Origin of the sequence: Streptomyces sp. NBC_00258 (assembly GCF_036182465.1) — a bacterium.
In the GTDB taxonomy this organism is placed as follows: domain Bacteria; phylum Actinomycetota; class Actinomycetes; order Streptomycetales; family Streptomycetaceae; genus Streptomyces.
Genome location: NZ_CP108081.1, coordinates 7,644,447 through 7,671,249, shown reverse-complemented (window position 1 = coordinate 7,671,249; position 26,803 = coordinate 7,644,447). Strand labels below are relative to the sequence as shown.

21 protein-coding genes and 1 tRNA gene are annotated in these 26,803 nt (G+C 69.6%); 17 read left to right on the top strand and 5 right to left on the bottom strand.

All coding sequences use genetic code 11. The features are described from left to right. Positions 1-6 precede the first annotated feature (6 nt). The 9 genes from OG718_RS34180 (at position 7) to OG718_RS34140 (ending at position 11,913) form a co-directional block, all read left to right on the top strand. On the top strand, positions 7-2,190 hold the full coding sequence (locus OG718_RS34180; protein ID WP_328845972.1) for an acetyl/propionyl/methylcrotonyl-CoA carboxylase subunit alpha: 2,184 nt from the start codon (positions 7-9) through the stop codon (positions 2,188-2,190). After that, the gene (locus OG718_RS34175; RefSeq protein WP_143632437.1) at positions 2,187-3,143 is read left to right on the top strand and encodes a hydroxymethylglutaryl-CoA lyase; all 957 of its coding nucleotides are present in this window, start codon (positions 2,187-2,189) and stop codon (positions 3,141-3,143) included. The genes OG718_RS34180 and OG718_RS34175 overlap by 4 nt, the downstream gene beginning before the upstream one ends. A 5-nt stretch (positions 3,144-3,148) precedes the next feature. Next, complete coding sequence (locus tag OG718_RS34170; protein ID WP_143632439.1) at positions 3,149-4,315, top strand: acyl-CoA dehydrogenase family protein; 1,167 nt, start codon at positions 3,149-3,151, stop codon at positions 4,313-4,315. 240 nt (positions 4,316-4,555) lie between these two features. Continuing rightward, entirely contained in the window at positions 4,556-5,605 is a 1,050-nt protein-coding gene (locus OG718_RS34165; RefSeq protein ID WP_328845971.1) for an ABC transporter substrate-binding protein, read from the top strand. Between the two features lie 122 nt (positions 5,606-5,727). Beyond that, positions 5,728-6,669 carry a siderophore-interacting protein gene (locus OG718_RS34160; protein WP_328845970.1) on the top strand — a complete coding sequence of 314 codons (942 nt, stop codon included), beginning with the start codon at positions 5,728-5,730 and terminating at the stop codon, positions 6,667-6,669. 163 nt (positions 6,670-6,832) lie between these two features. After that, complete coding sequence (gene desA / locus OG718_RS34155) at positions 6,833-8,275, top strand: lysine decarboxylase DesA (RefSeq protein WP_306939938.1); 1,443 nt, start codon at positions 6,833-6,835, stop codon at positions 8,273-8,275. Further along, positions 8,259-9,551: a lysine N(6)-hydroxylase/L-ornithine N(5)-oxygenase family protein gene (locus OG718_RS34150; RefSeq protein WP_260694843.1), complete on the top strand. Its 1,293-nt coding sequence runs from the start codon at positions 8,259-8,261 to the stop codon at positions 9,549-9,551. Before desA ends, OG718_RS34150 begins: the two co-directional genes overlap by 17 nt. Next, positions 9,548-10,108 carry a GNAT family N-acetyltransferase gene (locus tag OG718_RS34145; RefSeq protein WP_328845969.1) on the top strand — a complete coding sequence of 187 codons (561 nt, stop codon included), beginning with the start codon at positions 9,548-9,550 and terminating at the stop codon, positions 10,106-10,108. Before OG718_RS34150 ends, OG718_RS34145 begins: the two co-directional genes overlap by 4 nt. After that, the gene (locus tag OG718_RS34140) at positions 10,105-11,913 is read left to right on the top strand and encodes an IucA/IucC family protein (RefSeq protein WP_328845968.1); all 1,809 of its coding nucleotides are present in this window, start codon (positions 10,105-10,107) and stop codon (positions 11,911-11,913) included. Before OG718_RS34145 ends, OG718_RS34140 begins: the two co-directional genes overlap by 4 nt. A 119-nt stretch (positions 11,914-12,032) precedes the next feature. On the opposite strand, the gene OG718_RS34135 is transcribed toward OG718_RS34140, so the two are convergent. Continuing rightward, on the bottom strand, positions 12,033-13,628 hold the full coding sequence (locus OG718_RS34135; protein WP_328845967.1) for a beta-N-acetylhexosaminidase: 1,596 nt from the start codon (positions 13,626-13,628) through the stop codon (positions 12,033-12,035). Between the two features lie 62 nt (positions 13,629-13,690). On the opposite strand from OG718_RS34135, the gene OG718_RS34130 reads away from it, so the two are divergent. Next, on the top strand, positions 13,691-14,569 hold the full coding sequence (locus OG718_RS34130; protein ID WP_328845966.1) for a DUF4429 domain-containing protein: 879 nt from the start codon (positions 13,691-13,693) through the stop codon (positions 14,567-14,569). A gap of 167 nt (positions 14,570-14,736) precedes the next feature. Here OG718_RS34130 and OG718_RS34125 read toward each other — a convergent pair whose 3' ends face one another. Continuing rightward, a complete protein-coding gene (locus tag OG718_RS34125; RefSeq protein WP_328845965.1) occupies positions 14,737-16,326 on the bottom strand; it encodes a purple acid phosphatase family protein in 1,590 nt (529 codons plus the stop codon). A gap of 148 nt (positions 16,327-16,474) precedes the next feature. Between OG718_RS34125 and OG718_RS34120 the strand changes: the two genes are divergently transcribed. The 3 genes from OG718_RS34120 to OG718_RS34110 all read left to right on the top strand — a co-directional run bounded on the left by OG718_RS34120 (position 16,475) and on the right by OG718_RS34110 (position 20,409). Further along, complete coding sequence (locus OG718_RS34120; protein ID WP_143632453.1) at positions 16,475-16,732, top strand: hypothetical protein; 258 nt, start codon at positions 16,475-16,477, stop codon at positions 16,730-16,732. A 96-nt stretch (positions 16,733-16,828) separates the two neighbouring features. Beyond that, positions 16,829-18,646 (top strand): glutamine--fructose-6-phosphate transaminase (isomerizing), encoded by a 1,818-nt coding sequence (gene glmS / locus OG718_RS34115; RefSeq protein ID WP_143632455.1) that lies wholly within the window; start codon positions 16,829-16,831, stop codon positions 18,644-18,646. Positions 18,647-18,747: 101 nt separating this feature from the next. Further along, positions 18,748-20,409, top strand: coding sequence for an IS1182 family transposase (locus OG718_RS34110; protein ID WP_443055186.1), 1,662 nt, complete (start codon positions 18,748-18,750; stop codon positions 20,407-20,409). A gap of 182 nt (positions 20,410-20,591) precedes the next feature. Here the strand turns inward: OG718_RS34110 and OG718_RS34105 are convergent, their stop codons facing one another. Further along, positions 20,592-21,161 carry an acetate uptake transporter gene (locus OG718_RS34105; protein WP_328845963.1) on the bottom strand — a complete coding sequence of 190 codons (570 nt, stop codon included), beginning with the start codon at positions 21,159-21,161 and terminating at the stop codon, positions 20,592-20,594. A 235-nt stretch (positions 21,162-21,396) separates the two neighbouring features. After that, positions 21,397-21,921 carry a universal stress protein gene (locus OG718_RS34100; protein WP_055616056.1) on the bottom strand — a complete coding sequence of 175 codons (525 nt, stop codon included), beginning with the start codon at positions 21,919-21,921 and terminating at the stop codon, positions 21,397-21,399. 417 nt (positions 21,922-22,338) lie between these two features. On the opposite strand from OG718_RS34100, the gene OG718_RS34095 reads away from it, so the two are divergent. From OG718_RS34095 to OG718_RS34080, 4 genes are all read left to right on the top strand, one after another. Further along, positions 22,339-22,686, top strand: a complete 348-nt coding sequence (locus OG718_RS34095; protein WP_373466245.1) for a hypothetical protein — start codon at positions 22,339-22,341, stop codon at positions 22,684-22,686. A gap of 377 nt (positions 22,687-23,063) precedes the next feature. Continuing rightward, positions 23,064-24,299, top strand: coding sequence for a helix-turn-helix domain-containing protein (locus OG718_RS34090; protein WP_328845962.1), 1,236 nt, complete (start codon positions 23,064-23,066; stop codon positions 24,297-24,299). Between the two features lie 132 nt (positions 24,300-24,431). Beyond that, a complete protein-coding gene (gene orn, locus OG718_RS34085) occupies positions 24,432-25,034 on the top strand; it encodes an oligoribonuclease (protein WP_143632460.1) in 603 nt (200 codons plus the stop codon). 93 nt (positions 25,035-25,127) lie between these two features. Next, positions 25,128-25,200 (top strand) — tRNA-His (locus tag OG718_RS34080). Positions 25,201-25,321: 121 nt separating this feature from the next. Here OG718_RS34080 and OG718_RS34075 read toward each other — a convergent pair. Then, positions 25,322-26,377, bottom strand: coding sequence for a LacI family DNA-binding transcriptional regulator (locus OG718_RS34075; protein WP_143632462.1), 1,056 nt, complete (start codon positions 26,375-26,377; stop codon positions 25,322-25,324). Between the last annotated feature and the right edge of the window lie 426 nt (positions 26,378-26,803).

Below are 26,803 nucleotides of genomic sequence, written 5' to 3'. Positions count from 1 at the left end.
ACGACGATGTTCGACACGGTACTTGTGGCCAACCGGGGCGAGATCGCCGTACGGGTCATCCGTACGCTCCGGTCGCTGGGCGTCCGCTCGGTGGCCGTCTTCTCGGACGCGGACGCCGACGCCCGGCACGTGCGCGAGGCGGACACGGCGGTCCGGATCGGTCCGGCGCCCGCCGCCGAGAGCTATCTGTCGGCGGAACGGCTGCTGGAGGCGGCTGCCCGGACGGGCGCGCAGGCGGTGCACCCGGGCTACGGCTTCCTCGCGGAGAACGCCGACTTCGCGCGGGCGTGCGCCGACGCGGGACTCGTCTTCATCGGGCCTCCCGCCGACGCCATCTCGCTCATGGGCGACAAGATCCGCGCCAAGGAGACGGTGAAGGCGGCGGGGGTTCCGGTGGTGCCGGGATCCTCGGGCAGCGGACTGTCCGATGCCGAACTGGCCGAGGCCGCCCGGGAGATCGGGATGCCCGTGCTGCTGAAGCCCTCGGCGGGCGGTGGCGGCAAGGGGATGCGGCTCGTGCGGGACGCCTCCGTGCTGGCGGACGAGATCGCCGCCGCGCGCCGGGAGGCGCGGGCCTCCTTCGGTGACGACACGCTCCTCGTCGAGCGATGGGTCGACCGGCCGCGGCACATCGAGATCCAGGTCCTGGCGGACGGCCACGGGAACGTCGTGCATCTCGGCGAGCGCGAGTGCTCCCTCCAGCGCCGGCACCAGAAGATCATCGAGGAGGCGCCGAGCGTGCTCCTGGACGAGAAGACCCGCGCCGCGATGGGCGAGGCGGCCGTCCAGGCGGCCCGCTCGTGCGGGTACTCGGGGGCGGGCACGGTCGAGTTCATCGTGCCGGGCGTCGACCCGTCCTCGTACTACTTCATGGAGATGAACACGCGTCTCCAGGTCGAGCATCCGGTGACCGAGATGATCACGGGGATCGATCTCGTGGAATGGCAGTTGCGGGTGGCGGCGGGCGAGCGGCTCGCGTTCGCCCAGGACGACGTCACCCTCACCGGGCATGCCGTCGAGGCCCGGATCTGTGCGGAGGATCCGGCGCGGGGGTTCCTGCCGTCCGGCGGTACGGTCCTGCGGTTGCACGAGCCCCAGGGTGACGGCGTCCGCACGGACTCGGGGCTGTCCGAGGGCACGGAGGTCGGGTCGTTGTACGACCCGATGCTGTCCAAGGTGATCGCGTACGGGCCGGACCGGGCGACCGCGCTGCGGCGGCTTCGCGGGGCGTTGGCGGGGACGGTGACGCTGGGGGTGCAGACGAACGCGGGGTTCCTCCGGAGGTTGCTCGGTCATCCTGCGGTTGTTGCTGGTGAGTTGGACACGGGGTTGGTTGAGCGGGAGGTCGAGGGGCTGGTCTCGACCGGGGTTCCGCCGGAGGTGTACGTGGTGGGTGGGTTGCTGCGACAGGCGGCGCTCTTCCCCAACCCCGCCCCTTCCCGAAGCTGGGGGCTGCGCCCCCAGACCCCCCTTCGGCCTGAACGGCCTCGTCCTCAAACGCCGGACGGGCTGAGTGGTACCGAGTCGGGCTGGGTCGATCCGTTCTCCGTGCCCAGTGGGTGGCGGCTCGGCGGGGAGCACGCCTGGACCGTGCACCATCTCCGCGTACCCGGCCACGACCCCGTGGCCGTCCGCGTGCGGGGCACGGCGGAGGGCGCGGAGTTCCGGCTCGACGGCGTTGACGGCGCAGCCGAACCCGTCGACGAGCCTGGTGGCGCAGCCGCCATCTCTTGGGGATCCGGGGGCTTGCCCCCGGTTTCGGGAAGGGGTGGGGCTGGGGAAGAGAACCGCCTGTCTCAGCCCCCCACCATCACCCTCCACCTCGACGGCATCACCCACACCTTCCACCACGCCGACACCTGGCTGGGCCGCGACGGTGACGCGTGGAACCTCCTGGACCACGACCCCGTCGCCGCATCCCTCACCGGCGCGGCACACGCGGGCGCGGACTCCCTCACCGCCCCCATGCCCGGCACGGTGACCGTCGTGAAGGTCGCCGTCGGGGACGAAGTGACGGCCGGGCAGAGCCTGCTGGTGGTGGAGGCGATGAAGATGGAGCACGTCATCTCCGCCCCGCACGCCGGCACCGTCACCGAGCTGGACGTCACCCCGGGCACGACGGTCGCCATGGACCAGATCCTGGCCGTGGTCGCGCCGGGAGAGGAAGCGCAGGAGGAGGAGAAGGCATGACCACCCCCGAGCTCGGGCTGCCCATGCCCGTACCGGCCGAGGGGCTCCCGGCCCACGTCCGCATCCACGAGGTCGGCGCCCGCGACGGACTGCAGAACGAGAAGTCGACCGTCCCGACGGAGACCAAGGCGGAGTTCGTACGGCGGCTGGCCGACGCGGGCCTCGGCACCATCGAGGCGACGAGCTTCGTCCACCCCAGGTGGGTGCCCCAACTGGCCGATGCGGAGCAGCTGTTCCCCCTGGTGCGCGACCTCGGCGACCTCTCGGGCACGGCCCTCCCCGTCCTCGTACCGAACGAACGGGGCCTGGACCGGGCCCTGGCTCTCGGCGCGACCCGTATCGCGGTCTTCGCCAGTGCCACGGAGTCCTTCGCCAAGGCCAATCTCAACCGGAGCGTGGACGAGGCGCTGGCGATGTTCGAGCCGGTGGTCCGGCGGGCCAAGGACCAGGACGCCCATGTGCGCGGCTACTTGTCGATGTGCTTCGGCGATCCGTGGGAGGGACCGGTGCCCGTCCCCCAGGTCGTACGGGTCTGCCGTGCGCTCCTCGACATGGGCTGCGACGAGCTGAGCCTGGGCGACACGATCGGCGTGGCGACACCCGGGCATGTGAGCCGACTCCTCACCGCGCTCAACGAAGAGGGCGTGCCCACGGCCTCCCTCGGCGTGCACTTCCACGACACGTACGGCCAGGCGCTCTCCAACACCCTGGCCGCGCTCCAGCACGGCGTCACGACGGTGGACGCGTCCGCGGGCGGCCTCGGCGGCTGTCCGTACGCGAAGAGCGCCACCGGCAACCTCGCCACCGAAGACCTCGTGTGGATGCTGACGGGCCTCGGCATCGACACCGGGGTCGACCTCGACCGTCTCACCGCCACCAGCGTGTGGATGGCCGACCAACTGGGCCGACCCAGCCCGTCCCGCACCGTCCGCGCCCTCTCCCACCAGGAGTGATCCCCATGCCTCTCGACCACCGCCTCTCCCCCGAACTCGACGAACTCCGCCGTACGGTGGCCGACTTCGCGCACGACGTCGTGGCGCCGAAGATCGGCGACTTCTACGAGCGCCACGAGTTCCCGTACGAGATCGTCCGTGAGATGGGCCGCATGGGCCTGTTCGGGCTGCCGTTCCCGGAGGAGTACGGGGGCATGGGCGGCGACTACATGGCTCTCGGCATCGTGCTGGAGGAGCTGGCACGCGTCGACTCGTCGGTGGCCATCACCCTGGAGGCGGGCGTCTCCCTCGGCGCCATGCCGATCCACCTCTTCGGCACCGACGCCCAGAAGGCCGAGTGGCTTCCCCGTCTCTGCTCGGGCGAGATCCTCGGTGCCTTCGGTCTCACCGAGCCGGACGGCGGTTCGGACGCGGGCGCGACCCGTACGACGGCCCGCCTGGACGAGGCGACGGACGAGTGGGTGATCAATGGCACCAAGTGCTTCATCACCAACTCGGGGACGGACATCACGGGCCTGGTCACGGTGACGGCGGTGACCGGCCGCACCCCGGAGGGCAAGCCGCTGATCTCCTCGATCATCGTGCCGTCCGGCACCCCCGGCTTCACGGTGGCGGCCCCGTACTCGAAGGTCGGCTGGAACGCCTCGGACACCCGCGAGTTGTCCTTCGCGGACGTCCGCGTCCCCGCCGCGAACCTGCTCGGCTCCGAGGGCCGCGGCTACGCGCAGTTCCTCCGCATCCTGGACGAGGGCCGCATCGCGATCGCAGCCCTCGCGACCGGCCTCGCCCAGGGCTGCGTGGACGAGTCGGTGAAGTACGCGAAGGAGCGCCACGCCTTCGGCCGCCCGATCGGCGCGAACCAGGCGATCCAGTTCAAGATCGCGGACATGGAGATGAAGGCCCACACGGCCCGCCTCGCCTGGCGCGACGCGGCCTCCCGACTGGTGGCGGGCGAGCCCTTCAAGAAGGAGGCGGCCCTGGCCAAGCTCCACTCCTCCACCATCGCCGTCGACAACGCCCGCGACGCCACCCAGATCCACGGCGGCTACGGCTTCATGAACGAGTACCCGGTCGCCCGCATGTGGCGCGACTCCAAGATCCTGGAAATCGGCGAGGGCACGAGCGAGGTCCAGCGGATGCTGATCGCGCGGGAGTTGGGGTTGGTGGGCTGACTCACCGGCCGGCTCACCGGCTGAGCCGGTGGCCGAGTCGCCGGCCGAGCCGGTGGCCGAAAAGCGCACCCCCGGACCTCTAGGCTCAGGGGGCGCACAGGCCGCTCACAAGGGCTTATGCGGGCCACCTTCGGCATCTCCGCAGGTGAGACCCACCCCCTGGACATGTGATGAGGTTAGGCTAACCTACCTTCCGCACTGTCCGGTGGGTCATCCGCCCTGTTCGAAAGCAGCCACGCCATGTCCAACGCCCGTGTCACCCACCTCACCCGCCGCGGCATCCTCGCCGCCGGTGGCGCCCTCGGCCTCGGTGCCGCGCTCGCCGCCTGCGGTGACGAAGACTCGAAGAGCGGTGGCTCGGGGGACGCGACGAAAAGCGCCGCCGCGTCAGGCCCGTGGAGCTTCGAGGACGACCGCGGCACGACGGTGAAGCTGGACAGGATCCCGGCCAGCATCGTCGCCTTCACCGGCGTCGCCGCCGCCCTGTACGACTACGGCATCGAGGTCAAGGGCGTCTTCGGCCCGACGAAGACCAAGGACGGCAAGGCTGATGTCCAGGCCGGCGACATGGACATCAGCAAGGTGACGGTCCTCGGCAACACATGGGGCGAGTTCAACATCGAGAAGTACGCGGGGCTCGCCCCCGACGTGCTGCTCTCCACGATGTTCGACGACGCCGGCACCCTCTGGTACGTCCCCGCGGAGTCCAAGGACAAGATCCTCAAGCTCGCCCCGAGCGTCGGCATCTCCGTCTACGACCGCCAGCTGCCCAAGCCGCTGGAGCGCATGCTCGCGCTCGCCGAGTCACTGGGCGCCGATGTGAAGGCCGCCAAGACCGTCGAGGCGAAGAAGAACTTCGAGACGGCCGCCGAGCGTCTGCGCAAGGCAGCCAAGGCCCGCCCGGAGATCAAGGTCCTCATCGGCTCCGCGAGCCAGGACATCTTCTACGTCTCCGGCTCGAACCTCTCCATCGACCTGGAGTACTTCAAGGCCCTCGGCGTGAACCTCGTCGAGCCCTCCGCCAAGGCCCTGAAGGCCAGCGGCGGTTGGTTCGAGAACCTGAGCTGGGAGAACGTCGACAAGTACCCGGCGGACATCATCATGATGGACGACCGCACCGCGACCATCCAGCCGGCCGACATCACCGAGGCCACCTGGAAGAAGCTCCCCGCGGTCAAGGCCGACCAGGTCATCCCCCGCACCCCGGAGCCGATCCTCTCCTACGACAAGTGCACCCCCATGCTCAACACCCTCGCCGAGGCAATAGAGAAGGCCAAGAAGGTCGCCTGATCCGTTCGGTTCGAGGTGCGCCCCGTCAGGGGCGCGGGGAACTGCGCGACCAGCCCCCACCGGCCCGCACCCGGACACAACACAGAACCACCCGCCCCCTGACGCAACTCAGGAGCAAACCCATGCCGACGGCAGTAGCCGCCCCGTTCCGTTTCTTCACCCTTCAGGTCACACGGACGAGGCGGCTCAGCCCGTCCCTCGTCCGCGTCACCTTCACCGGCCCGGACATCCACGCCTTCGCCTCCGACGGCCAGGACCAGAGCCTCTCGCTCTTCCTCCCCCGCCCGGGCCAGCAGACCCCCGTCATGCCGATGGAGTACGGCGAAGGCTGGCGCCAGGCCTGGATCGACACCCCCGAAGACGTCCGCGCTGTCATGCGCTCGTACACCCTGCGCGCCCTGCGCCAGGACACGAACGGCGCCACCACCGAGATCGACATCGACTTCGTGCTGCACGGCACGGAACCCGGCGCGGCCACCCTCGCGGGCCCCGCCTCCCGCTGGGCCGCGGACGCCGGGGCCGGTGACCGGGCCGTCCTGCTCGGCCCGTCCGTCGCCGACAACACGGCGATCCGGTTCCGCCCGCCCGCCGACGCCGACCTGATCGTCATCTGGGCCGACGAGACGGCACTGCCCGCCGCCTCGGCCATCCTGGAGAGCCTGCCCGCCGGGACCAAGGCCCGCGTCTGGCTGGAGGTCCCGCACGCCGGCGACCGCGTCGAGCCCACCACATCCGCGGACGCGGAGATCACCTGGCTCGTACGCGACGAGATGCGCGACGGGGTACGCGACGAAGCGCGCGCCGCGATACCGGACAACGCACAGGGCGAGCCCTCCACTCAGACACACGCCGAAGCAACCCCCCTCGCCCTGGAAGCCATCCGCACCGCCCAACTCCCCTCCGCCCAGGCCCCCTACGCCTGGATCGCGGGCGAGTCCGGCTGCGTGAAGGCGCTGCGGCGCCACCTCGTGCGGGAGCGCGAGATCGACCGCAGGCGGGTCACCTTCGTCGGCTACTGGCGGCGTGGACTGAGCGAGGAGCAGCTGCGCGAGCAAGCCGAGTGACGGGAGATGTGACGAGAGATGTGACGAGAGGGAGGCATGGGTCACAGCGTGACGGGTGAGGCGGACACACATAGGAAGTTAGGTTAGGCTTACCTAAGTTAAGCGCCGCCCCCCCCACTTCTCTTACGCGCCCGTTTCTCTCCTGTCCCCGGAGGACTCCCCCATGCGCTCGCACCTGCTCAATGACACGACCGCGGAGCGGTATCGCCGTTCCGTGACCGAAGGAATAGAGCGGGTGGCGGCCAAACTCGCCACCACCGACCGTCCGTTCACAGGCGTCACGGTCGACGCCCTCGCCCCCCGGATCGAGCAGATCGACCTCGACAAGCCGCTGCACGACACGACCGCGGTGCTGGACGAGCTGGAGGACGTCTACCTCCGGGACGCCGTCTACTTCCACCACCCCCGCTATCTCGCGCACCTCAACTGCCCGGTGGTCATACCCGCCGTGCTCGGCGAGGCGGTCCTCTCCGCCGTCAACTCCTCCCTCGACACATGGGACCAGTCGGCCGGCGGCACCCTCATCGAGCGCAAGCTGATCGACTGGACCAACGACCGCATCGGGTTCGGGCCCTCCGCCGACGGCGTGTTCACCTCCGGCGGTTCGCAGTCCAACCTCCAGGCGCTGCTGCTCGCCCGCGAGGAGGCCAAGAGCGACTCGCACGCCAAACTGCGGATCTTCGCCTCCGAGGTGAGCCACTTCAGCGTCAAGAAGTCGGCGAAACTCCTCGGCCTCAGCCAGGACTCGGTGGTCTCGATCCCCGTGGGCAACGACAAGCGCATGCAGACGGTCGCGCTCGCCCGAGAGCTGGAGCGCTGCAAGCGGGACGGCCTGGTCCCGATGGCCGTCGTCGCGACCGCGGGCACCACCGACTTCGGCTCCATCGACCCGCTGCCCGAGATCGCCGAGCTGTGCGAGCAGTTCGGTGCCTGGATGCACGTCGACGCCGCGTACGGCTGCGGACTGCTCGCGTCCCGGAAGAACCGGCACCGCATCGACGGCATCGAGCGCGCCGACTCCGTGACCGTGGACTACCACAAGTCCTTCTTCCAGCCGGTGAGTTCGTCCGCCGTCCTGGTCCGCGACGCGGCCACCCTGAGCCACGCGACCTACCACGCGGAGTACCTCAACCCGCGCCGCATGGTGCAGGAGCGCATACCCAACCAGGTCGACAAGTCCCTCCAGACCACCCGCCGCTTCGACGCCCTCAAGCTGTGGATGACGCTGCGCGTGATGGGCGCCGACGGCATCGGCCAGCTCTTCGACGAGGTCTGCGACCTGGCCGGGGAGGGCTGGGAGCTGCTCGCCGCCGACCCGCGCTACGACGTCGTGGTCGAGCCGTCGCTCTCCACCCTCGTCTTCCGCTACATCCCGGCGGCCGTCACCGACCCGGCCGAGATCGACCGCGCCAACCTGTACGCCCGCAAGGCCCTGTTCGCCTCCGGCGACGCGGTGGTCGCGGGTACGAAGGTCGGCGGCCGCCACTTCCTCAAGTTCACCCTGCTCAACCCCGAGACCACGACGGACGACATCTCCGCCGTGCTCGACCTGATCGCCGGCCACGCCGAGCAGTACCTGGGAGAGTCCCTTGACCGCGCTTCCTGAATCCGCGCTTCCTGGATCCGCCGGGAAGATCCACGACTTCATCGGCATCGGGCTCGGCCCCTTCAACCTCGGCCTCGCCTGCCTCACCGAGCCGATCGACGAACTCGACGGTGTCTTCCTTGAGTCCAAGCCGGACTTCGAATGGCACTCCGGGATGTTCCTGGAGGGCGCACACCTCCAGACCCCGTTCATGTCGGACCTGGTCACCCTGGCCGACCCGACGTCCCCGTACTCCTTCCTCAACTACCTGAAGGACTCGGGCCGTCTGTACTCGTTCTACATCCGCGAGAACTTCTACCCGCTGCGCGTCGAGTACGACGACTACTGCCGCTGGGCCGCCTCGAAACTCACCAGCGTCCGTTTCAGCACGACGGTCGCGGAGGTCTCGTACGCCGATGACGTGTACGTCGTCCGCACGACGGCCGGTGACGAGTTCCGCGCCCGGCACCTCGTCCTGGGCACCGGCACTCCCCCGTACGTCCCGGAGGCCTGCGCGGAACTCGGCGGGGACTTCATCCACAACTCCCGCTACCAGCAGCACAAGCGGGAGCTGCAGGCCAAGAAGTCGATCACGCTGGTCGGCAGCGGGCAGTCCGCGGCCGAGATCTACTACGACCTGCTGAGCGAGATCGACGTCCACGGCTACCGGCTGAACTGGGTCACCCGCTCGCCGCGCTTCTTCCCGCTCGAATACACCAAGCTGACGCTGGAGATGACCTCCCCGGAGTACATCGACTACTTCCACGCGCTGCCCGAGCGGACCCGCTACCGCCTCCAGACGGAGCAGAAGGGCCTGTTCAAGGGCATCGACGGCGAGCTGATCGACTCGATCTTCGACCTGCTCTACCAGAAGAACCTCGGCGGCCCGGTCCCCACCCGCCTGCTCACCAACTCCGCCCTCAGCACGGCGAGTTACGAGAACGGCACGTACACCCTGGGTCTGCGCCAGGAGGAGCAGGGCAAGGACTACGAGCTGCACTCCGAGGGTCTGGTGCTGGCGACCGGCTACAAGTACGTGGAGCCCGAGTTCCTGAAGCCCGTCCGCGACCGCATCGTCTACGACGAGCAGGGCAACCACGACGTGGCCCGCAACTACGCCATCGACACGACCGGCCGCGGCATCTTCCTGCAGAACGCCGGTGTCCACACCCACTCGATCACCTCACCCGACCTGGGCATGGGCGCCTACCGCAACGCCTACATCATCCGGGAACTGCTCGGCACCGAGTACTACCCGGTGGAGAAGTCCATCGCGTTCCAGGAGTTCGCCGTATGAGCGCCGCCGGAACCGGCAACACCGTGGGCTCCCTGAGCCTGCGCCCCCTCGACCCCCTCAAGGACGCCGAGCTCCTGCACTCCTGGGTGACGCATCCCAAGGCCGCCTTCTGGATGATGCAGGAGGCGAGACTCCAGGACGTGGAGCGGGAGTACATGGCCATCGCGGCCCATGAGCACCATCACGCGTATCTCGGGTTCCACGACGGCCGGCCCGCGTTCCTGATGGAGAAGTACGACCCCCGGTACATCGAGCTGGTCGGGCTGTACGAGCCCGAGCCCGGTGACGTCGGCATGCACTTCCTGGTCGCCCCCACCGACCGGCCCGTGCACGGCTTCACCCGGGCCGTCATCACCACGGTGATGGACGAGCTGTTCGCCGACCCGCGCACGCGGCGGGTCGTCGTCGAGCCGGATGTCACCAACAAGGCAGTACACGCGCTGAACGAGGCCGTCGGCTTCGTCCCGGCGCGCGAGATCGACAAGCTGGAGAAGCGCGCGCTGCTGTCCTTCTGCACGCGCGAGCAGTTCCTGGCCACCCGAGGAGTTTCCCTGTGACCCTGTCCGACGCCGTGGCACATCTGTCCCCCCACCGCTGGGCGCGGGCCAACCGCCTCCTCATCCGCAAGGCCCTCGCCGAGTTCACCCACGAACGGCTGATCACGCCGGAGCCGATCGACGGCGGCGAGGGCAGCAACGCGGGCAACGAGGGCAAGAACCCCGAGTACGCCGTCCGCAGTGACGACGGGCTGACCAGCTACCGGTTCACCGCCGCCCGCCGCGCCCTCGACCACTGGCAGGTCGACGCCGAGTCGATCACCCGCCACCGGGACGGCGGCGAACTCCCCCTGCACGCGCTGGACTTCTTCATCGAGCTGAAGGGCGCGCTCGGCCTGAGCGACGAGGTTCTCCCGGTGTACCTGGAGGAGATCTCCTCGACCCTCGCCGGCACCTCCTACAAGCTCACGAAGCCCCAGCTCACCTCCGCCGAGCTCGCGAGAAGCGGCTTCCAGGAGATCGAGACGGGCATGACCGAGGGCCACCCCTGCTTCGTCGCCAACAACGGGCGACTGGGCTTCGGTGTCCACGAGTACCTCTCGTACGCGCCGGAGACGGCCAGCCCCGTACGGCTGGTCTGGCTGGCCGCGCACCGCTCGCGGGCCGCCTTCACCGCGGGCGTGGGCATCGAGTACGAGTCGTTCCTGCGCGACGAGCTGGGCGAGGAGACCGTCGCGCGGTTCAACGACACCCTGCGCGCCCAGGAGTTGGACCCGGCGGACTTCCTCTTCATCCCGGTCCACCCCTGGCAGTGGTGGAACAAGCTCACGGTCACCTTCGCCGCCGAGGTCGCCCAGAAGCACCTGGTGTGCCTGGGCGAGGGCGACGACGAGTACCTGGCCCAGCAGTCGATCCGGACGTTCTTCAACAAGAGCGCCCCCGAGAAGCACTATGTGAAGACCGCCCTGTCGGTCATCAACATGGGCTTCATGCGCGGCCTGTCCGCCGCCTACATGGAGGCGACCCCGGCCATCAACGACTGGCTCGCGCAACTCATCGACAACGACCCGGTGTTGAAGTCGACGGGCCTGTCGATCATCCGCGAGCGGGCGGCCGTCGGCTACCGGCACCTGGAGTACGAGGCCGCCACCGACCGCTACTCCCCGTACCGGAAGATGCTCGCCGCCCTGTGGCGCGAGAGCCCGGTCTCCTCGCTCCGGGACGGCGAGTCGCTGGCCACCATGGCCTCGCTCGTGCACGTCGACCACGAGGGCGCGTCGATCGCCGCCACGCTGGTCGAGCGGTCGGGGCTGACACCGGTGGAGTGGCTGCGCCGCTATCTGCGGGCCTACTTCACACCGCTGCTGCACAGCTTCTACGCGTACGACCTGGTGTTCATGCCGCACGGCGAGAACGTCATCCTCGTACTCAAGGACGGTGTCGTCGAGCGGGCGATCTACAAGGACATCGCCGAGGAGATCGCCGTCATGGACCCGGACGCGGTGCTCCCGCCGACGGTCGAACGGCTGCGCGTCGACGTGCCCGAGGACAAGAAACTCCTGTCGATCTTCACGGACGTCTTCGACTGCTTCTTCCGCTTCCTCGCCGCGAACCTGGCGAGCGAGGGCGTCCTGGAGGAGGACGACTTCTGGCGGACGGTCGCCGACTGCGTACACGAGTACCAGGCGGCCACGCCCGAACTCGCGGACAAGTTCAAGCAGTACGACATGTTCGCGCCCGAGTTCTCGCTGTCCTGCCTGAACCGACTCCAGCTGCGCAACAACAAGCAGATGGTGGATCTCGCCGATCCCGCCGGAGCCCTCCAGCTCGTCGGGAACCTGAAGAACCCCATCGCCGGGCTGTAGGCACCGACTTACAGCTCCCACAAGCAGGCGGGCGTCCCCAAGTACGGTCCCAGGGGGCGCCCGCCGCCGTGTTCAGCTGCCTGGCCTCAACCAGCCGGGCCTCAACCAGCCGGGTTCAACTACTCGGCGGGCCAGGGGACTTGCGACGACCGGTAGTAGCCGGTCCCCATCGCGTCCCAGCGCGGCGCCTGTGCCGCGAGCCGCACCTTGTACGTGTCCCAGTCGTGCGTGGCCGCGGGCGACCAGCCGAGCTCGGCCACCCCGGGCAGCCGCGGGAACGCCATGTAGTCGAGGTTCGCCGAGGTGGAGAGGGTCTCCGTCCACAGCGGTGCCTCGACACCCCGGACCGCCGAACCGGGCACGCCCGCAAGGTAGTTGCCGGGATCCCAGTCGTACGACCGCTTGACCTCCACCAGGCCGGCCCAGTCGAGGCCGAGCGGGGTGTCCGCGTTGTACTTCATGTCGAGGTACACCCGGTCGGCGGGCGACAGGACCAGCCCGGTCCCGTTCCGCGCGGCCGCCGCGACCTGCTCCTTCTCGGCGGCGTTCGTGTCGTCGAGCCCCCAGTACTGGGCCAGCGCGCCCTTCGCGGGGCTCGCCCCGGTCAGCTGGTGCCAGCCCATGACCTTCTTCCCGTACTTGGCGACGACCGGCTGGACCTTGGTCATGAACTCCACGAAGTCCTCGTGGGGCGTCGAGTGCGCCTCGTCCCCGCCGATGTGGATGTACCTGCCGGGCGTGATGGCGGCCAGCTCACGGATCACGTCGTCCACGAAGTCGTACGTCACCGGCTTGTCGACGCACAGCGAGCTGAAGCCGACCTCGGTACCGGTGTAGAGCGGCGGCGCGACCCCGTCGCAGTTCAGCTCCGCGTACGAGGCGAGCGCCGCGTTGGTGTGGCCGGGCATGTCGATCTCGGGCACGACTTCGAGGTATCGCGAGGTGGCGTACCGGACGATCTCCTTGTACTGGGCCTTCGTGTAGAAGCCGCCGGGCCCGCCGCCGACCTGCGTGGACCCGCCGTACGTCGCGAGCCGCGGCCAGGAGTCGATCGCGATCCGCCAGCCCTGGTCGTCGCTGAGGTGGAGGTGCAGCGTGTTGACCTTGTAGAGCGCCAACTGGTCGATGTAGCGCTTGACCTGATCGACGCCGAAGAAGTGCCGGGAGACGTCCAGCATCGCGCCGCGGTAGCCGTAGCGGGGCGTGTCGGTGATGGTGCCGCCGGCGACCGCCCAGGGTCCGGGCTGTACGGAGTCCTTCTCGACCGCGGCCGGCAGGAGCTGGCGCAGGGTCTGCACGCCGTGGAAGAGCCCGGCGGGCTCCCGGGCCGTGATGGTGACGGCGCCCTTGCCGCTCTGCAGCCGGTAGCCCTCCGCGCCGAGCGCGGAGTCCTTGCGGCTGAGCTGGAGCCGGATGCCGTCGCGGCCGCCGCCGTCCGTGACCGGCAGCCGGTAGCCGGTCGACGGGCGCAGGACATCGGCCAGATACGAGCCGATGCGCCGGGCCTCCCGCGAGTCGTCCACACGAATGCGCGTATCACCGGTGATCCGGTACGGGGATCCGCCCGCGTCGACAGAGGCGGGGGCCGGGATCACCTGGCCGAGCGGAGTAGCGGTTCGGCCGGCGGCGGACGGTGCCGCGCCGACGACGGAGATACCTGCAGCCACCACGAGCAGCAGCGTACCGAGGAGTCGGGGCGTTCTGTGCTGTCTCACATGCGCTCCCTTCGAATGGGTATAGACCACTCTCCCGCACAGCCGGTGAAACAATCCCCCTCATGGCGGAAATCATCCAACGGGACGGCACGTGGACCTTCGACGGCGACGCCCTGCGGCTCGTGCCAGGCCGTGACAAGAACGTGGGCCTGCTGCGCAAGACGTTGGGCGAACTCGCGGTCCCGCTGGGCGCGTTGGCGGGGATCTCGTTCGAACAGGGCAAGAAGTCCGGACGGCTCAGGCTGCGGCTGCGCGACGGCGCCGACCCGCTGCTGCACGCGACAGGCGGCAGACTCACGGACTCCTCCGACCCCTACCAGATGACCGTCGACTCGGACCGCTACGGCGTCGCCGAGTACTTCGTGGACGAGATCCGCAACGCGCTGCTCCTGGACGAGGTGCCGGCCACCGCCGTCGACCGCTATCTGCTGCCGGGGCCCGCGGTGCCCCTGTCGGTCTCGGCGGGCGACGGCACCGCGAGCTTCGACGGGGAGAACATCCGCCTGGAGTGGAACTGGAAGACGGAGGAGGCCAAGTCGGCGGCCGGCGCCCGCACGCTCGCCCTGGCCGACATCCAGTCCGTGGAGTGGCACCCCGCGGTCGGACTGGAGAACGGCTTCCTGCGCTTCACCGTCCGGGGCGCGCCCACGAAGGCCCCGCCGAAGTACGACCCCAACTCCGTGGATCTGTGGGGCTTCAAGAAGGACCCCCTGATGGCCCTGGTCGCGGCGGCGGTACAGGCCCGCCTCCCGCACCCGTCGGCCCCGTCCACCACGGACACCCCGCCCAGGCAACTCTCCGCCGCCCCGGAGCCGCCCCCGGAGGCCGACCACGACGCCCTCCTGCGCCGCCTCCGCGAACTCGGCGACCTCCACAAGTCCGGCGTCCTCACGGACGAGGAATTCACCCTGGCCAAGCAGGCGGTACTGAGGGGCATGTAGCCCTGCAAAGAAGGCGCCCGCGCCCTGTCCGGGGGCGCGGGCGCCTTCTTCAGGGGCGCGGGGGGCCATCAAGGGGCGCGGGGAACTGCGCAATCTTTCAGGGGCGCGGGGAACTGCGCGACCAGCCCCCACTCACCCGCACCCGCACCCGCCGAACCACGACCAGGTCACCGAACCCGCCGCGCCACAGTGAAGTGGTCAACCTCCTCACCCGTCTCGGCGATCCCCCGCACCTTCAGCGTCGCAAGCCGCCCCCGAGACGCCGGCGTCACATCCACCCGCAAGAACGAGTAGTCGAGATACCGCACCCGAGACCACGCGACCGTCTCGTTGACCTTGCCATCCTTCGTGTTGATGAAGGAGGCGACGGACTCGACCTCGTTCTCGTGCCCCTCGTAGGACAGCGGCGCGGTGAACGCGTACAGACTGCGACCGGCCGCACCCGCCGTCACGTACACCACACCGTCCGTCTCGGGATACGCCGTACCGCCGATCGGAAGCTTCTTGGCGACCTTGCCCGCCTTGATGACGTCCGTGCGCTCGTACTGGTGGTTGTGGCCGTTGATGACCAGGTCGACCGTGTACTTCTCGAACAGCGGCACCCACTCCTGCCGCACACCCCCCTCCGAGGCGTGCGAGGTGGAGGTGCAGTAGGCGCAGTGGTGGAAGAAGACGACGACGAAGTCGACGTCCTTCGAGGCGCGGTACTTCTTCAGCTGCGCCTCCAGCCACTTGGTCTGCGTACCGCCGGAGATCCCCAGGTTGGCGGGGATCTCGAACGAGATGTCGTTGGCGTCGAGCGAGATGACCGCGGTGTTGCCGTAGACGAAGGAGTAGACGCCCGGCAGGTTCTTCTTGTCGGGCCCGTTGTCCGGAAGGTTCCAGCGGGCCTCTTCGCCGCCGTAGCCGTTGGGCGAGTACCAGGCCTCCATGTCGTGGTTGCCGTAGGCCGGCATCCACGGGACGGACTTGGCGACCGACTCGGTCTGGGCGAGGAACTGGTCCCAGACACGCGAGTCGAAACCGGTGTCCGAGGCCTGGCCGGAACCGGCCGGGTCGGCGTAGGCGATGTCACCGGCGTGCAGGTGGAAGGCCGGGTTCTGGCCGAGCAGCAGGCTGTTGTTGGCGAGGCCGTGATAGCTGACGCCCTCGTCGCCGAAGGCGGTGAAGGTGAACGGCTCCTTGTGCGCGGGGGCGGTGGTGAAGGTGCCGAGCGTGCCCAGCAGGTGCGCCTCGGCCGGGTCGAAGCCCGCGTGGCCGACTCCGTAGTAGTACGTCCGGCCGGGCCGCAGGTGGGTGAGCTTGGCGTGCACGTAGTACTGGGTGTGGTTGCCGCTCGCGCCGACGCCTGCCGGGGTGAAGAGGGTGCGGACCTCGGCGTCGATCTTGTGGGAGAGGTCCCAGGGGTGGGCGCCGATGCGGACGAAGGGCTTCTTCACCGCGACCGGGACCTGCCAGGAGACGGTGATCTCCGTACGGGGGTCGTTGCCCCAGGCGAGGTGGCGGCCGAAGGGGGCGACGAGCGCGCCGTCGACCTTCTCGGCGTTGGTGTACGTCTGCGTCGGTACGGAGGTCCGCGTCGCGGCCTGTGCGACGGTGCCGGGCACGAAGGCCCCGCCCGCGACGGCGCCCAGCGTGACGGCGCCGCCCCTGATCATCGTGCGCCGCGAGAATCTGGCGCGGAGGTATTCGTGCTGCTCAGCCATGTTCATTCGCGCGGCGAGCTTCTCCGGTACGCCCATGCGTGGAGTGTCCATGGCCGAAAAGGTGCTCCTGGCAACCATCGCACCGCGGGCCACAGGATGAACAGGCCCCGAACAGCCTCCCATGAGAGTTTCAACAGGCACTTGCCCGAAATCGGGCAGGATTCTTGCGATTGCCAGCGCTTTACCTCAGGATCGACGGGTGCACGACGAACTTGTTGATCATCTGACGCGTTCCTCGCCCCTCAGCCGGGGCGAGGCACTGCGGGTGGTCCAGGACGTCCTCGCCTACTTCGACGAGGCGACCGACGACTACGTCCGTCGCCGCCATCGCGAGCTCCAGGCTCAGGGACTGGTGAACTCGACGATCTTCGAACGGATCGCGGCGGACCTGAAGTACCGCGCGGTCGCACCGCCCGAGCTCACGCTCAGACAGCTGCGCCGCATCGTCTACGGCTGACCGCGGGACGAACGGCCTGCCGGAACAGCGTGAGACCGGCCGGGCGAAGCAGCACCACAGAGCCGAACCGAACGACTGAGGGGACAGAGAAACCGTATGTGCGGAATCGTGGGATACATCGGCAGGCGTGATGTGGCACCGCTCCTCCTCGAAGGCCTGCAGCGCCTCGAGTACCGCGGCTACGACTCGGCGGGCATCGTCGTGACGTCTCCGAAGACGGCCGGCCTGAAGATGGTCAAGGCCAAGGGCCGCGTCCGTGACCTGGAGGCCCGCGTCCCCAAGCGCTTCGCCGGCACCACGGGCATCGCCCACACCCGCTGGGCCACCCACGGCGCCCCGTCCGACGTGAACGCGCACCCGCACATGTCGGCCGACAACAAGGTCGCCGTCGTCCACAACGGCATCATCGACAACGCCTCCGACCTGCGGAAGAAGCTGGAGGCCGACGGCGTCGAGTTCCTCTCCGAGACCGACACCGAGGTCCTCACCCACCTGATCGCCCGCTCCCAGGCCGAGAAGCTGGAGGACAAGGTCCGCGAGACCCTCCGGGTCGTCGAGGGCACGTACGGCATCGCCGTGATGCACGCCGACTTCGCGGACCGCATCGTGGTGGCCCGAAACGGCTCCCCGGTCGTCCTCGGCATCGGCGAGAAGGAGATGTTCGTCGCCTCGGACATCGCCGCGCTCGTGACGCACACCCGCCAGATCGTCACCCTTGACGACGGCGAGATGGCGACGCTGAAGGCCGACGACTTCCGTACGTACACGACCGAGGGCACGCGCACCACGGCCGAGCCGACCACCGTGGAGTGGGAGGCCGCCTCGTACGACATGGGCGGCCACGACACGTACATGCACAAGGAGATCCACGAGCAGGCCGACGCCGTGGACCGCGTGCTGCGCGGCCGGATCGACGACCGGTTCTCGACCGTGCACCTGGGCGGCCTGAACCTGGACGCCCGCGAGGCGCGCCAGATCCGCCGCGTGAAGATCCTCGGCTGCGGCACCTCGTACCACGCGGGCATGATCGGCGCGCAGATGATAGAGGAGCTGGCCCGTATCCCCGCGGACGCCGAGCCCGCCTCGGAGTTCCGCTACCGCAACGCGGTCGTCGACCCCGACACGCTGTACGTCGCGGTGTCCCAGTCCGGTGAGACGTACGACGTCCTGGCGGCCGTGCAGGAGCTGAAGCGCAAGGGCGCGCGGGTCCTGGGCATCGTGAACGTGGTCGGTTCGGCCATCGCCCGCGAGGCCGACGGCGGCATGTACGTGCACGCCGGCCCCGAGGTGTGCGTGGTCTCCACCAAGTGCTTCACCAACACCACGGTCGCCTTCGCGCTGCTCGCGCTGCACCTGGGCCGCACCCGTGACCTGTCGGTCTCCGACGGCAAGCGGATCATCGAGGGCCTGCGCAAGCTGCCCGGCCAGATCACCGAGATCCTCGACCAGGAGGACGAGATCAAGAAGCTCGCCGAGCAGTACGCCGAAGCGCGCTCGATGCTCTTCATCGGCCGGGTCCGCGGCTATCCGGTGGCCCGGGAGGCCTCGCTGAAGCTCAAGGAGGTCTCGTACATCCACGCCGAGGCCTACCCCGCCTCGGAGTTGAAGCACGGCCCGCTCGCGCTGATCGAGCCCGCGCTGCCGACCGTGGCGATCGTCCCGAACGACGACCTCCTGGAGAAGAACCGCGCGGCCCTGGAGGAGATCAAGGCCCGCAGCGGCAAGATCCTCGCCGTGGCCCACGAGTGCCAGGAGAAGGCCGACCAGACCATCGTCGTCCCGAAGAACGAGGACGAACTCGACCCCATCCTGATGGGCATCCCCCTCCAACTCCTCGCCTACCACACGGCATTGGCCCTGGGCAGGGACATCGACAAGCCGAGGAACCTGGCGAAGTCGGTCACGGTGGAGTAAGCCCGCCCCTTTAGGACTCCGTTGGGAAAGTCGTGATTCGAGCGGGGCTGTGTCGTTCGTCTTGCTGATGGTTATGGTCGTTGGCGGGATGGGGGAGCGGGATGTCGCTGGAGTCGCGGTCGGATGATGGGGTGCCTGAGCTGACGGCCCGGGTGGTGCGGGCCTCGTTCCCCAAGGGGACCTTGGCCATCCGGATCCGGGAAGTCCTCGGTGAGCTGTTCACGGACGAGGATTTCTCCGGGGCCTTTCCTGATCGGGGCCGGCCCGCGATCTCGCCAGGGGCTCTGGCGCTGGTGTCGGTGCTGCAGTATGCCGAGGGACTGTCCGACCGTCAGGCCGCTGACCAGGTGCGAGCGCGCATGGACTGGAAGTTCTTGTTGGGGCTGGAGCTGGATGATCCGGGGTTCGACTTCACCGTCCTGGGAGACTTCCGCTCCCGTTTGATCGCGCACGGGCTGGAAGAGCGGGTCCTGGAGGTGGTGCTGGCCAGGCTGTCGGACGCCGCACTGCTGCGGGCCGGCGGTCGGCAGCGGACCGATTCCACGCACGTGCTGGCCGCGGTGCGCACGCTGAACCGCATGGAGTTCGTCGGCGAGACACTGCGGGCGGCGCTGGAGGCGCTGGCCGCGGCCGCCCCGGACTGGCTGACGCCGTTGATCAGCCCCGGCTGGGTGGAGCGCTACGGGGCCAGGGTCGACAACTACCGCTTCCCCAAGGGGGAGGACGTCCGCCGGGAATGGGCCGAGCAGGTCGGCCGGGACGGGTTCGCTCTCCTGGACGCCATCGATCGGCCGGCCGCTCCGGCCTGGCTGCGCGAGGTCCCCGCGGTGCGCATCCTGCGCCGGGCCTGGGCGGAGCAGTATCACCGGGATGGACAGGGGGTGCGCTGGCGGGAGGGCAAGGACCTCCCGCCGGCCAGAGACCGGCTGTCCTCGCCGTATGACACGGACGCCCACTACGGCATCAAGCGCGGGTCGGGCTGGTGCGGTTACAAGGTCCACCTGAGTGAGACCTGCGAGCCGGACGCACCGCATCTGATCACGAACGTGGAGACCACGAATGCCACCGTCAACGACACCGAGGTCACCGCGACAATCCACCAGCGTCTGGCCGAGCGGGAATTGACACCGCGCGAGCATGTGGTGGACGCCGGATATGTCACCGCCGCCCACATCCTGGCCGCCCGCGAGGACCACGGCATCGACCTGGTCGGCCCCGTCGGGATCGACACCCACCACAGCGGACAGGACGCGCAGGCGCCGGACCTGACCCAGGCCGCCTTCACGACGGACTGGGAGGCCAGGAAGGTCATCTGCCCCCAGGGTGCGTCCAGTGTCAGCTGGTCCCAGCAGCGCAAGGCCAGTGGGACCCCGCTCGTCCGGGTGCACTTCGCGCTCGCCGACTGCGACGCATGCCCGCTGAGACCGCGGTGCACCAAGGCAGCCAATGGCAAGTGGGGCCGCAGCCTGACCCTGCTGCCCCGCGAGCAACAGCAGATCCTCGAAGAACGACGCACCGAGCAGCACACCGACGCGTGGAAGGAACGCTACGACGTGCGCGCCGGGGTGGAGGGCACCATCTCCCAGGCCGTCCGCCGCACCCACCTACGACGCACTCCCTACCGAGGCCAGAGCAAAACCCACCTCGCGAACGTCCTCTCCGTCACCGCCCTCAACATCACCCGCGCCGACGCCTGGCTGAACGACACCCCGCTCGGCACCACTCGCGCCTCCCACCTCGCACGCCTCACCCTCACGGCATGACCCGCTCCCGAGAGCCGCTTTGTGGATTTCCCAACGGAGTCCTTTAGGGGCGCGGGGAACTGCGCGAGCAACCCCCACTCACCCGCAGAGGCCGAACAAGAGGACGGACCCGCCGTGTTGCCACCAGAACACGGGGGTCCGTCCACGGGCCGGGGCCGCCCAAAACCCCGGCAGGCTGCCATTTAGCCGGTTGCCGTCACGCCCCGGCCGGCAGCACGACGCGGCATGGCCGTAGGCCAGTGAGCCAGCGCCGCAGTCGCGGCATACCAGGCGGCCAGCCCGCCGACGACCGCGAACCACCCGCCCACCTTGGCAAGCCCCGCGGAGTCACCGAACCGCGCGACGGCGAGCAGCACCATCGCCACGAACAACAGCCCGTACGCACCCCTGGTGAGCGGCGCCGCAGCGGACGCCCCCAGCGTCAGACTCAGCGCGACAAGCGCGAAGAGCAGCAGGAACAGCCCCGCCGCATTGTCGGAGACCTGCGCGTCGACGCCGACGCCCCAGGTGAACCAGAACGCCCCGAGCCCGGCGAACGCCGTCCCCGTGAACGCGTCGCGGTCGCGGAAGGCCATGAGACCGGCGGCGAAGAGTGCGACGCCACCGACATAGATGGCGAGAGAGACGGAGTCGGCTGCCGTGACGCCGTCGATCACTTCGGTGTGACCGAGGCCGAAGGCCAGCAGCGTGAGTCCGAGCGCGAGATGGCCGAGGGTCCAGGTGGTACTTCCCGCAGAGACGTCGTTGTCCACGGCGGGCTCCCTTCGTGCATGTGCTGTTGTGCGGTGACCGGTATATGCCCTTCACAAGCGCACAAACACATCTACGCGCGAGTAGATTTACCCGACACGTAAAGGAAGTTGACCTCTCCCACGGCTCATCTCACCTGGGACAACGCCGAGTTGCGAAACGACAACTCCGAAGACGTTCGAACAGAGGTCGAAACAGAGGCGATCGGCGGTCGGTCGGGGAACGGCCGGAGGCCGATCAGGGGATGACGACCACGGGGCGCTGCGCGCGCTTCGCGAGCCGGCCGGCGACCGAGCCGAAGATGCGCCCGACGATGCCGTGGGTCGATCCGACGACGATCGCGTCCGCCTCGTACTCCCGCCCCACCTCTTCGAGTTCGTGGCAGATGTCGCCGCCGCGCTCGACGAGGATCCAGGGGACCTCGGCCAGATACTCCGCGCAGGCGAGTTCGAGCCCGAGCACCTCGGTGCGGTGATCGGGGACGTCGACGAAGACCGGGGGCTCGCAGCCCGCCCACACCGTGGTGGGCAGCCGGTTTGCGACGTGGACGATGATCAGGCCCGAGCCGGAGCGGCAGGCCATGCCGATCGCGTACGCGAGGGCGCGCTCACTGGACGTCGATCCGTCGAAGCCGACGACGACGCCGTGCTTGAAGGCGGGATCGCAGGACTGACGTGGCTCTTCCGCCGCCAAGGGCTCGGCCGCCGTGGGATCGGCGACGGGGCGCTTGCGGTCCGCGGGTTCGAATTCGTGACCGGCCATGAGTGTCTCGGCGTTCGGATCCTCGTGGGTGGGACGACAGGTGCTACGGAGCTGTGTCCGGGAATCATCTTCCCAACCCCATACCCCCAAGGGTACGGCGGCACGCCTCCTCTGCCCAGATCCCGCTCTCGCCGCGGGAGGGTTCCAGGGAGCATGCACGAGAGGACGCCCGTAACGCAATGGTTGCTGCCCCGTACAGGCGGTTTGCACAGCGTTCACCCAGGCGGGAAGCCACCGGTGGGGGCGTGCCCCTTCAGGGGCAAGGGGAACCGCGCGGTCAACCACGACGCACCCGCGGCCGACCCACGACCCCCGACACCCCGCAGGGCTTCCGAGGACCCTCTGGGAAGCCCCCCGTGACCGCCCGGTCGAACACGCGTTGAACCCCTGTAAGCCACCGCCCCAGGGAGCCCCACCGTGTCCGGACGACCCTCGACCGCGCCCCAGCCGCCCTCCAGGACGTCCGCCGCACGGGCCGCCGCCCAGGACACGGCGAGCGACGTGGTCCGCTGGGCGGCCTTCAGCTGCGTCCTGGTTCCGGTCGTCCTCGTCGGGTACGGGGCCTCCCTGGCGGGCGCCGCCGGCACGGCCCTCGGCCTGGCCGCGGTGACGGGGGCGTGCCGGGTGCTGCTGCGCCGGTCCGAGCGGGGCGCGGCACGGCTGCGCACGGAGGAGCCGGCAGCGCATCATGTGCCCCGCGGCAGGGTCGGTGCGGGAGCCCACCGGGGCGGTCGGCATGCCGGTGGAAATACGCCGGTTGACTGACCGGTTTCCGCGCACGGGCCCGTTGCTTTTCAGCCAACTTCTGGACACCGCGCACCCCTTGGCCGACCAGGGCCCCAACCCCCGTTCGACCTGCACTGAAAGGGTCCAGTAGGGTGCCCGCACCCTACTGGGACCGGCCACGCGGGCCAGGCGCACTTCCCTGCACGGCCCACGAGTGCAACGCTTCGTGATCGAATGCTTCACGCCAAGTTGCCATGTCGACAATCTGCCGAGTGCTGAACTGGCCACCTCGGCACCACGGGACACAGTAGATTCGATCTTGACGTCTTACGGCGGGGGACTCGTGCAGGACCGAGGGGAAACGTGCAGGAGCGACACAACCGAGGAGCCGCGACCACCGAGGGGGGCTTAGCAGTATGAGCCACGACTCCACTGCCGCGCCGGAAGCCGCGGCCCGGAAACTTTCCGGGCGACGCCGCAAGGAGATCGTCGCGGTGCTGCTGTTCAGCGGCGGCCCCATCTTCGAGAGTTCCATACCGCTTTCGGTGTTCGGGATTGACCGCCAGGACGCCGGCGTGCCGCGCTACCGACTACTGGTGTGCGCCGGCGAGGAAGGCCCACTGCGGACCACAGGAGGCCTGGAACTCACCGCGCCCAATGGGCTGGAGGCGATCTCCCGGGCAGGCACGGTCGTCGTGCCGGCCTGGCGGTCGATCACCTCACCACCACCGGAGGAGGCGCTCGACGCACTGCGCCGGGCCCATGAGGAGGGTGCCCGCATAGTCGGGCTGTGCACCGGCGCCTTCGTACTCGCGGCGGCCGGACTGCTGGACGGCCGTCCCGCGACGACACACTGGATGTACGCGCCGACGCTGGCCAAGCGCTATCCGTCGGTGCACGTCGATCCCCGCGAGCTGTTCGTGGACGACGGCGACGTACTCACGTCGGCGGGCACGGCGGCGGGGATCGACCTCTGTCTGCACATAGTGCGGACGGACCACGGAAACGAGGCAGCCGGAGCGCTGGCCCGCCGTCTGGTGGTCCCGCCCCGGCGCAGTGGCGGTCAGGAGCGCTATCTCGACAGGTCTTTACCAGAGGAGATCGGCGCCGACCCGCTCGCGGAGGTCGTCGCCTGGGCGCTGGAGCACCTCCACGAACAGTTCGACGTGGAGACGCTGGCGGCACGCGCGTACATGAGCAGGCGTACGTTCGACCGCCGGTTCCGCTCGCTCACCGGGAGCGCTCCCCTGCAGTGGCTGATCACGCAGCGGGTGCTCCAGGCGCAGCGGCTCCTGGAGACGTCCGACTACTCGGTGGACGAGGTGGCGGGCCGTTGCGGCTTCCGCTCCCCGGTGGCCCTGCGTGGCCATTTCCGCCGGCAGCTCGGCTCGTCCCCCGCCGCCTACCGGGCCGCCTACCGGGCCCGCCGGCCGCAGGGCGACAAGCCGTCGGACTCGGACGGTTCCGGCGCGCCGCCACCGCCACCGCTGCAGCAGCAGCAGGAGGCACCCGTGCCGTTCCAGACCCGGCGTACGGCGGCCGCGCACGCGGTCGGCCCGGCGACGTCGTCCCTCTCCACCGAGGGACGGGCCGGCACGGAGATGTACGCGGGGGGCCGGGCGAGCCTGCCCGGGCAGCGGAGCGCGCCCTAGCCGTGTCAGAGCGCTGCGCGCCGGCCCCGGACCGTTGTGGTCCGGGGCCGGCGCGGTTTTTGTCCGTCATCGGTGCCGACTGCCGAGGTCCCGGGCCTGCCCGGGCGCGGGAGCGGGCCGTAGGGTGAGCCCATGAACGATCGCATGGTGTGGATCGACTGCGAGATGACCGGTCTCTCGCTGTCGGACGACGCGCTCATCGAGGTGGCCGCGCTGGTGACCGACTCGGAGCTGAACGTACTCGGCGAGGGGGTGGACATCGTGATCCGCCCGCCGGACGCCTCGCTGGAGACGATGCCGGACGTGGTGCGCCAGATGCACACGTCCTCCGGCCTCCTCTCCGAGCTGGCCGGTGGCACGACCCTGGCGGACGCGGAGGAGCAGGTCCTCACCTATATCCGTGAGCACGTCAAGGATCCGGGCAAGGCCCCGCTGTGCGGGAACTCGGTCGGCACGGACCGCGGCTTCCTCCTGCGTGACATGGCGACCCTCGAGGAGTACCTCCACTACCGCATCGTGGACGTCTCCTCCGTCAAGGAACTGGCCCGTCGCTGGTACCCCCGGGCGTACTTCAACAGCCCGGAGAAGAACGGCAACCACCGCGCGCTCGCCGACATCCGCGAATCCATCGCGGAGCTCCGCTACTACCGCGAGGCGATCTTCGTCCCGCAGCCCGGCCCCGACTCGGACACGGCTCGCAGCATCGCCTCGAAGCACGTCCTACCTGCGGGATAGCCCCCACCGAAACGCGGGCGCGAGCACCCCTTCGGACCCTGTACACTTTTTCTCGGCCGGTCGGTGAACCACTCGGAGAACCATCCGGTCATGGTGGGTGTAGCTCAGCTGGTAGAGCACCTGGTTGTGGTCCAGGATGCCGCGGGTTCAAGTCCCGTCACTCACCCTGAAGGTCTGAGGGCCGATCCGCGAAAGCGGATCGGCCCTCAGGCGTTTCCCGCACCACCGGCCACCGGCTTGGCAGTTGGGACACCCGGTGGCCGCCCGTGGCTCCTTCCCGACCGCCCCTACGACGAGGCCCGTGCCACCAGTTCCGTGGGAAGAACCAGCTGCCGCCGCTCCAGCCCGCGGGACACCGCGGGGCGGCGGTCCGCGATCTCGTCGATCAGGAGGTCGAGCATCGCGCGGCCCATGTCCTCGATCGGCTGGCGCACGCTCGTCAGGGGCGGGTCCATGTGGCGGGCGATGGCCGAGTCGTCGTAGCCGACGAGGGCCACGTCGTCGGGTATACGGCGGCCCTCCTCGCGCAGGACCTGGCGGGCACCGGCCGCCATCACGTCCGAGCCCGCGAAGACCGCGTCCAGCGTCGGGCAGACGGAGAGCAGCTCCTTCATCGCCCGGCGGCCGCCCTCCTCCGTGAAGTCGCCGGGGACGATGAGGCGGTCGTCGACCTCTCGTCCCGCCTCGCGCAGCGCCTCGCGGTAGCCGTCGACACGGCGCTGGGCACCGAACACGTCGAGGCGTCCCGCCAGGTGGGCTATGGTCTGCCGGCCCTGGGCGATCAGGTGTTCCACGGCGAACCGGCCGCCGCCGAAGTTGTCCGAGTCCACCGACGGCAGCGTCTCGTCGGCCGAGCGCCGGCCGCTGATCACCGCCGGGATCTCCAGCTGGGCCAGCAGGTCGGGCAGCGGGTCGTCCGCGTGGACCGAGACCAGCAGGACCCCGTCCACCCGGTGCGCCGCCAGGTACTGGGCCAGCCGGCGCCGCTCCCGGTCGCTGCCCGCGAAGATCAGCAGGAGCTGCAGCTCGGTGTCGGAGAGCGCCGCGCCCACGCCCCGCAGCATGTCGGAGAAGTACGGCTCGGCGAAGAAGCGGGTCTCGGGCTCGGGGACGACCAGCGCGATCGCGTCCGTACGGTTGGCGGCGAGGGCACGGGCCGCCGTGTTGGGCACGTATCCCAGCTCCGCGACCGCCGCCTCCACGGCCGCGCGGGTGGCGTCGCTGACCCGCGGGGAGCCGTTGATCACGCGGGAGACCGTGCCGCGGCCCACACCGGCACGTGCGGCGACCTCTTCGAGGGTCGGCCGTCCGCCGCTCCGGCTACGTGCTCCGTGGACTGCCATGGTCCGCCTCCCGTCCGGCACGGCTCTCACCGTGCTTGGCCTGGAATGTAACAGTCGTGATCGGGACCGGGCTCCCGGAGTCGGGGCCTCCGCACTCCGGCCGTACTCCCCCGGTGCCCCGGCCCACACCGCGGCCGTACTCGTTCAGCACCCCGGCCGCACCTCCCCGGCACTCCGTCGTGAGGCCCGCCCGGCGCCCGGAACGCCGCCCCCGGGGCCCGCCCGGGGGTCCGCCCCGAAGCCGTGCCACGTCCACGACACGTCCGCACCGCGTCCGCGGCGATGCCACTCCGAGGCCGATCCGGAGCCTTCCCGAGGCCGTCCCGAAACCGTCGGAGACCTACTCTCCCGAACCCAACCTCCGTTAGCTAACAGCCCGATAACTGAAGACATATCTCTATGCCCTCTCCCTTGACACCCCCGCGC

Bases quoted from the DNA above. Each gene is read 5' to 3' on its own strand.
- OG718_RS34180 (WP_328845972.1), top strand. From the start codon at position 7: ATGTTCGACACGGTACTTGTGGCCAACCGGGGCGAGATCGCCGTACGG.
- OG718_RS34175 (WP_143632437.1), top strand. From the start codon at position 2,187: ATGACCACCCCCGAGCTCGGGCTGCCCATGCCCGTACCGGCCGAGGGG.
- OG718_RS34170 (WP_143632439.1), top strand. From the start codon at position 3,149: ATGCCTCTCGACCACCGCCTCTCCCCCGAACTCGACGAACTCCGCCGT.
- OG718_RS34165 (WP_328845971.1), top strand. From the start codon at position 4,556: ATGTCCAACGCCCGTGTCACCCACCTCACCCGCCGCGGCATCCTCGCC.
- OG718_RS34160 (WP_328845970.1), top strand. From the start codon at position 5,728: ATGCCGACGGCAGTAGCCGCCCCGTTCCGTTTCTTCACCCTTCAGGTC.
- desA (WP_306939938.1), top strand. From the start codon at position 6,833: ATGCGCTCGCACCTGCTCAATGACACGACCGCGGAGCGGTATCGCCGT.
- OG718_RS34145 (WP_328845969.1), top strand. From the start codon at position 9,548: ATGAGCGCCGCCGGAACCGGCAACACCGTGGGCTCCCTGAGCCTGCGC.
- OG718_RS34130 (WP_328845966.1), top strand. From the start codon at position 13,691: ATGGCGGAAATCATCCAACGGGACGGCACGTGGACCTTCGACGGCGAC.
- OG718_RS34125 (WP_328845965.1), bottom strand. From the start codon at position 16,326: ATGGACACTCCACGCATGGGCGTACCGGAGAAGCTCGCCGCGCGAATG.
- glmS (WP_143632455.1), top strand. From the start codon at position 16,829: ATGTGCGGAATCGTGGGATACATCGGCAGGCGTGATGTGGCACCGCTC.
- OG718_RS34110 (WP_443055186.1), top strand. From the start codon at position 18,748: ATGTCGCTGGAGTCGCGGTCGGATGATGGGGTGCCTGAGCTGACGGCC.
- OG718_RS34100 (WP_055616056.1), bottom strand. From the start codon at position 21,921: ATGGCCGGTCACGAATTCGAACCCGCGGACCGCAAGCGCCCCGTCGCC.
- OG718_RS34090 (WP_328845962.1), top strand. From the start codon at position 23,064: ATGAGCCACGACTCCACTGCCGCGCCGGAAGCCGCGGCCCGGAAACTT.
- orn (WP_143632460.1), top strand. From the start codon at position 24,432: ATGAACGATCGCATGGTGTGGATCGACTGCGAGATGACCGGTCTCTCG.
- OG718_RS34075 (WP_143632462.1), bottom strand. From the start codon at position 26,377: ATGGCAGTCCACGGAGCACGTAGCCGGAGCGGCGGACGGCCGACCCTC.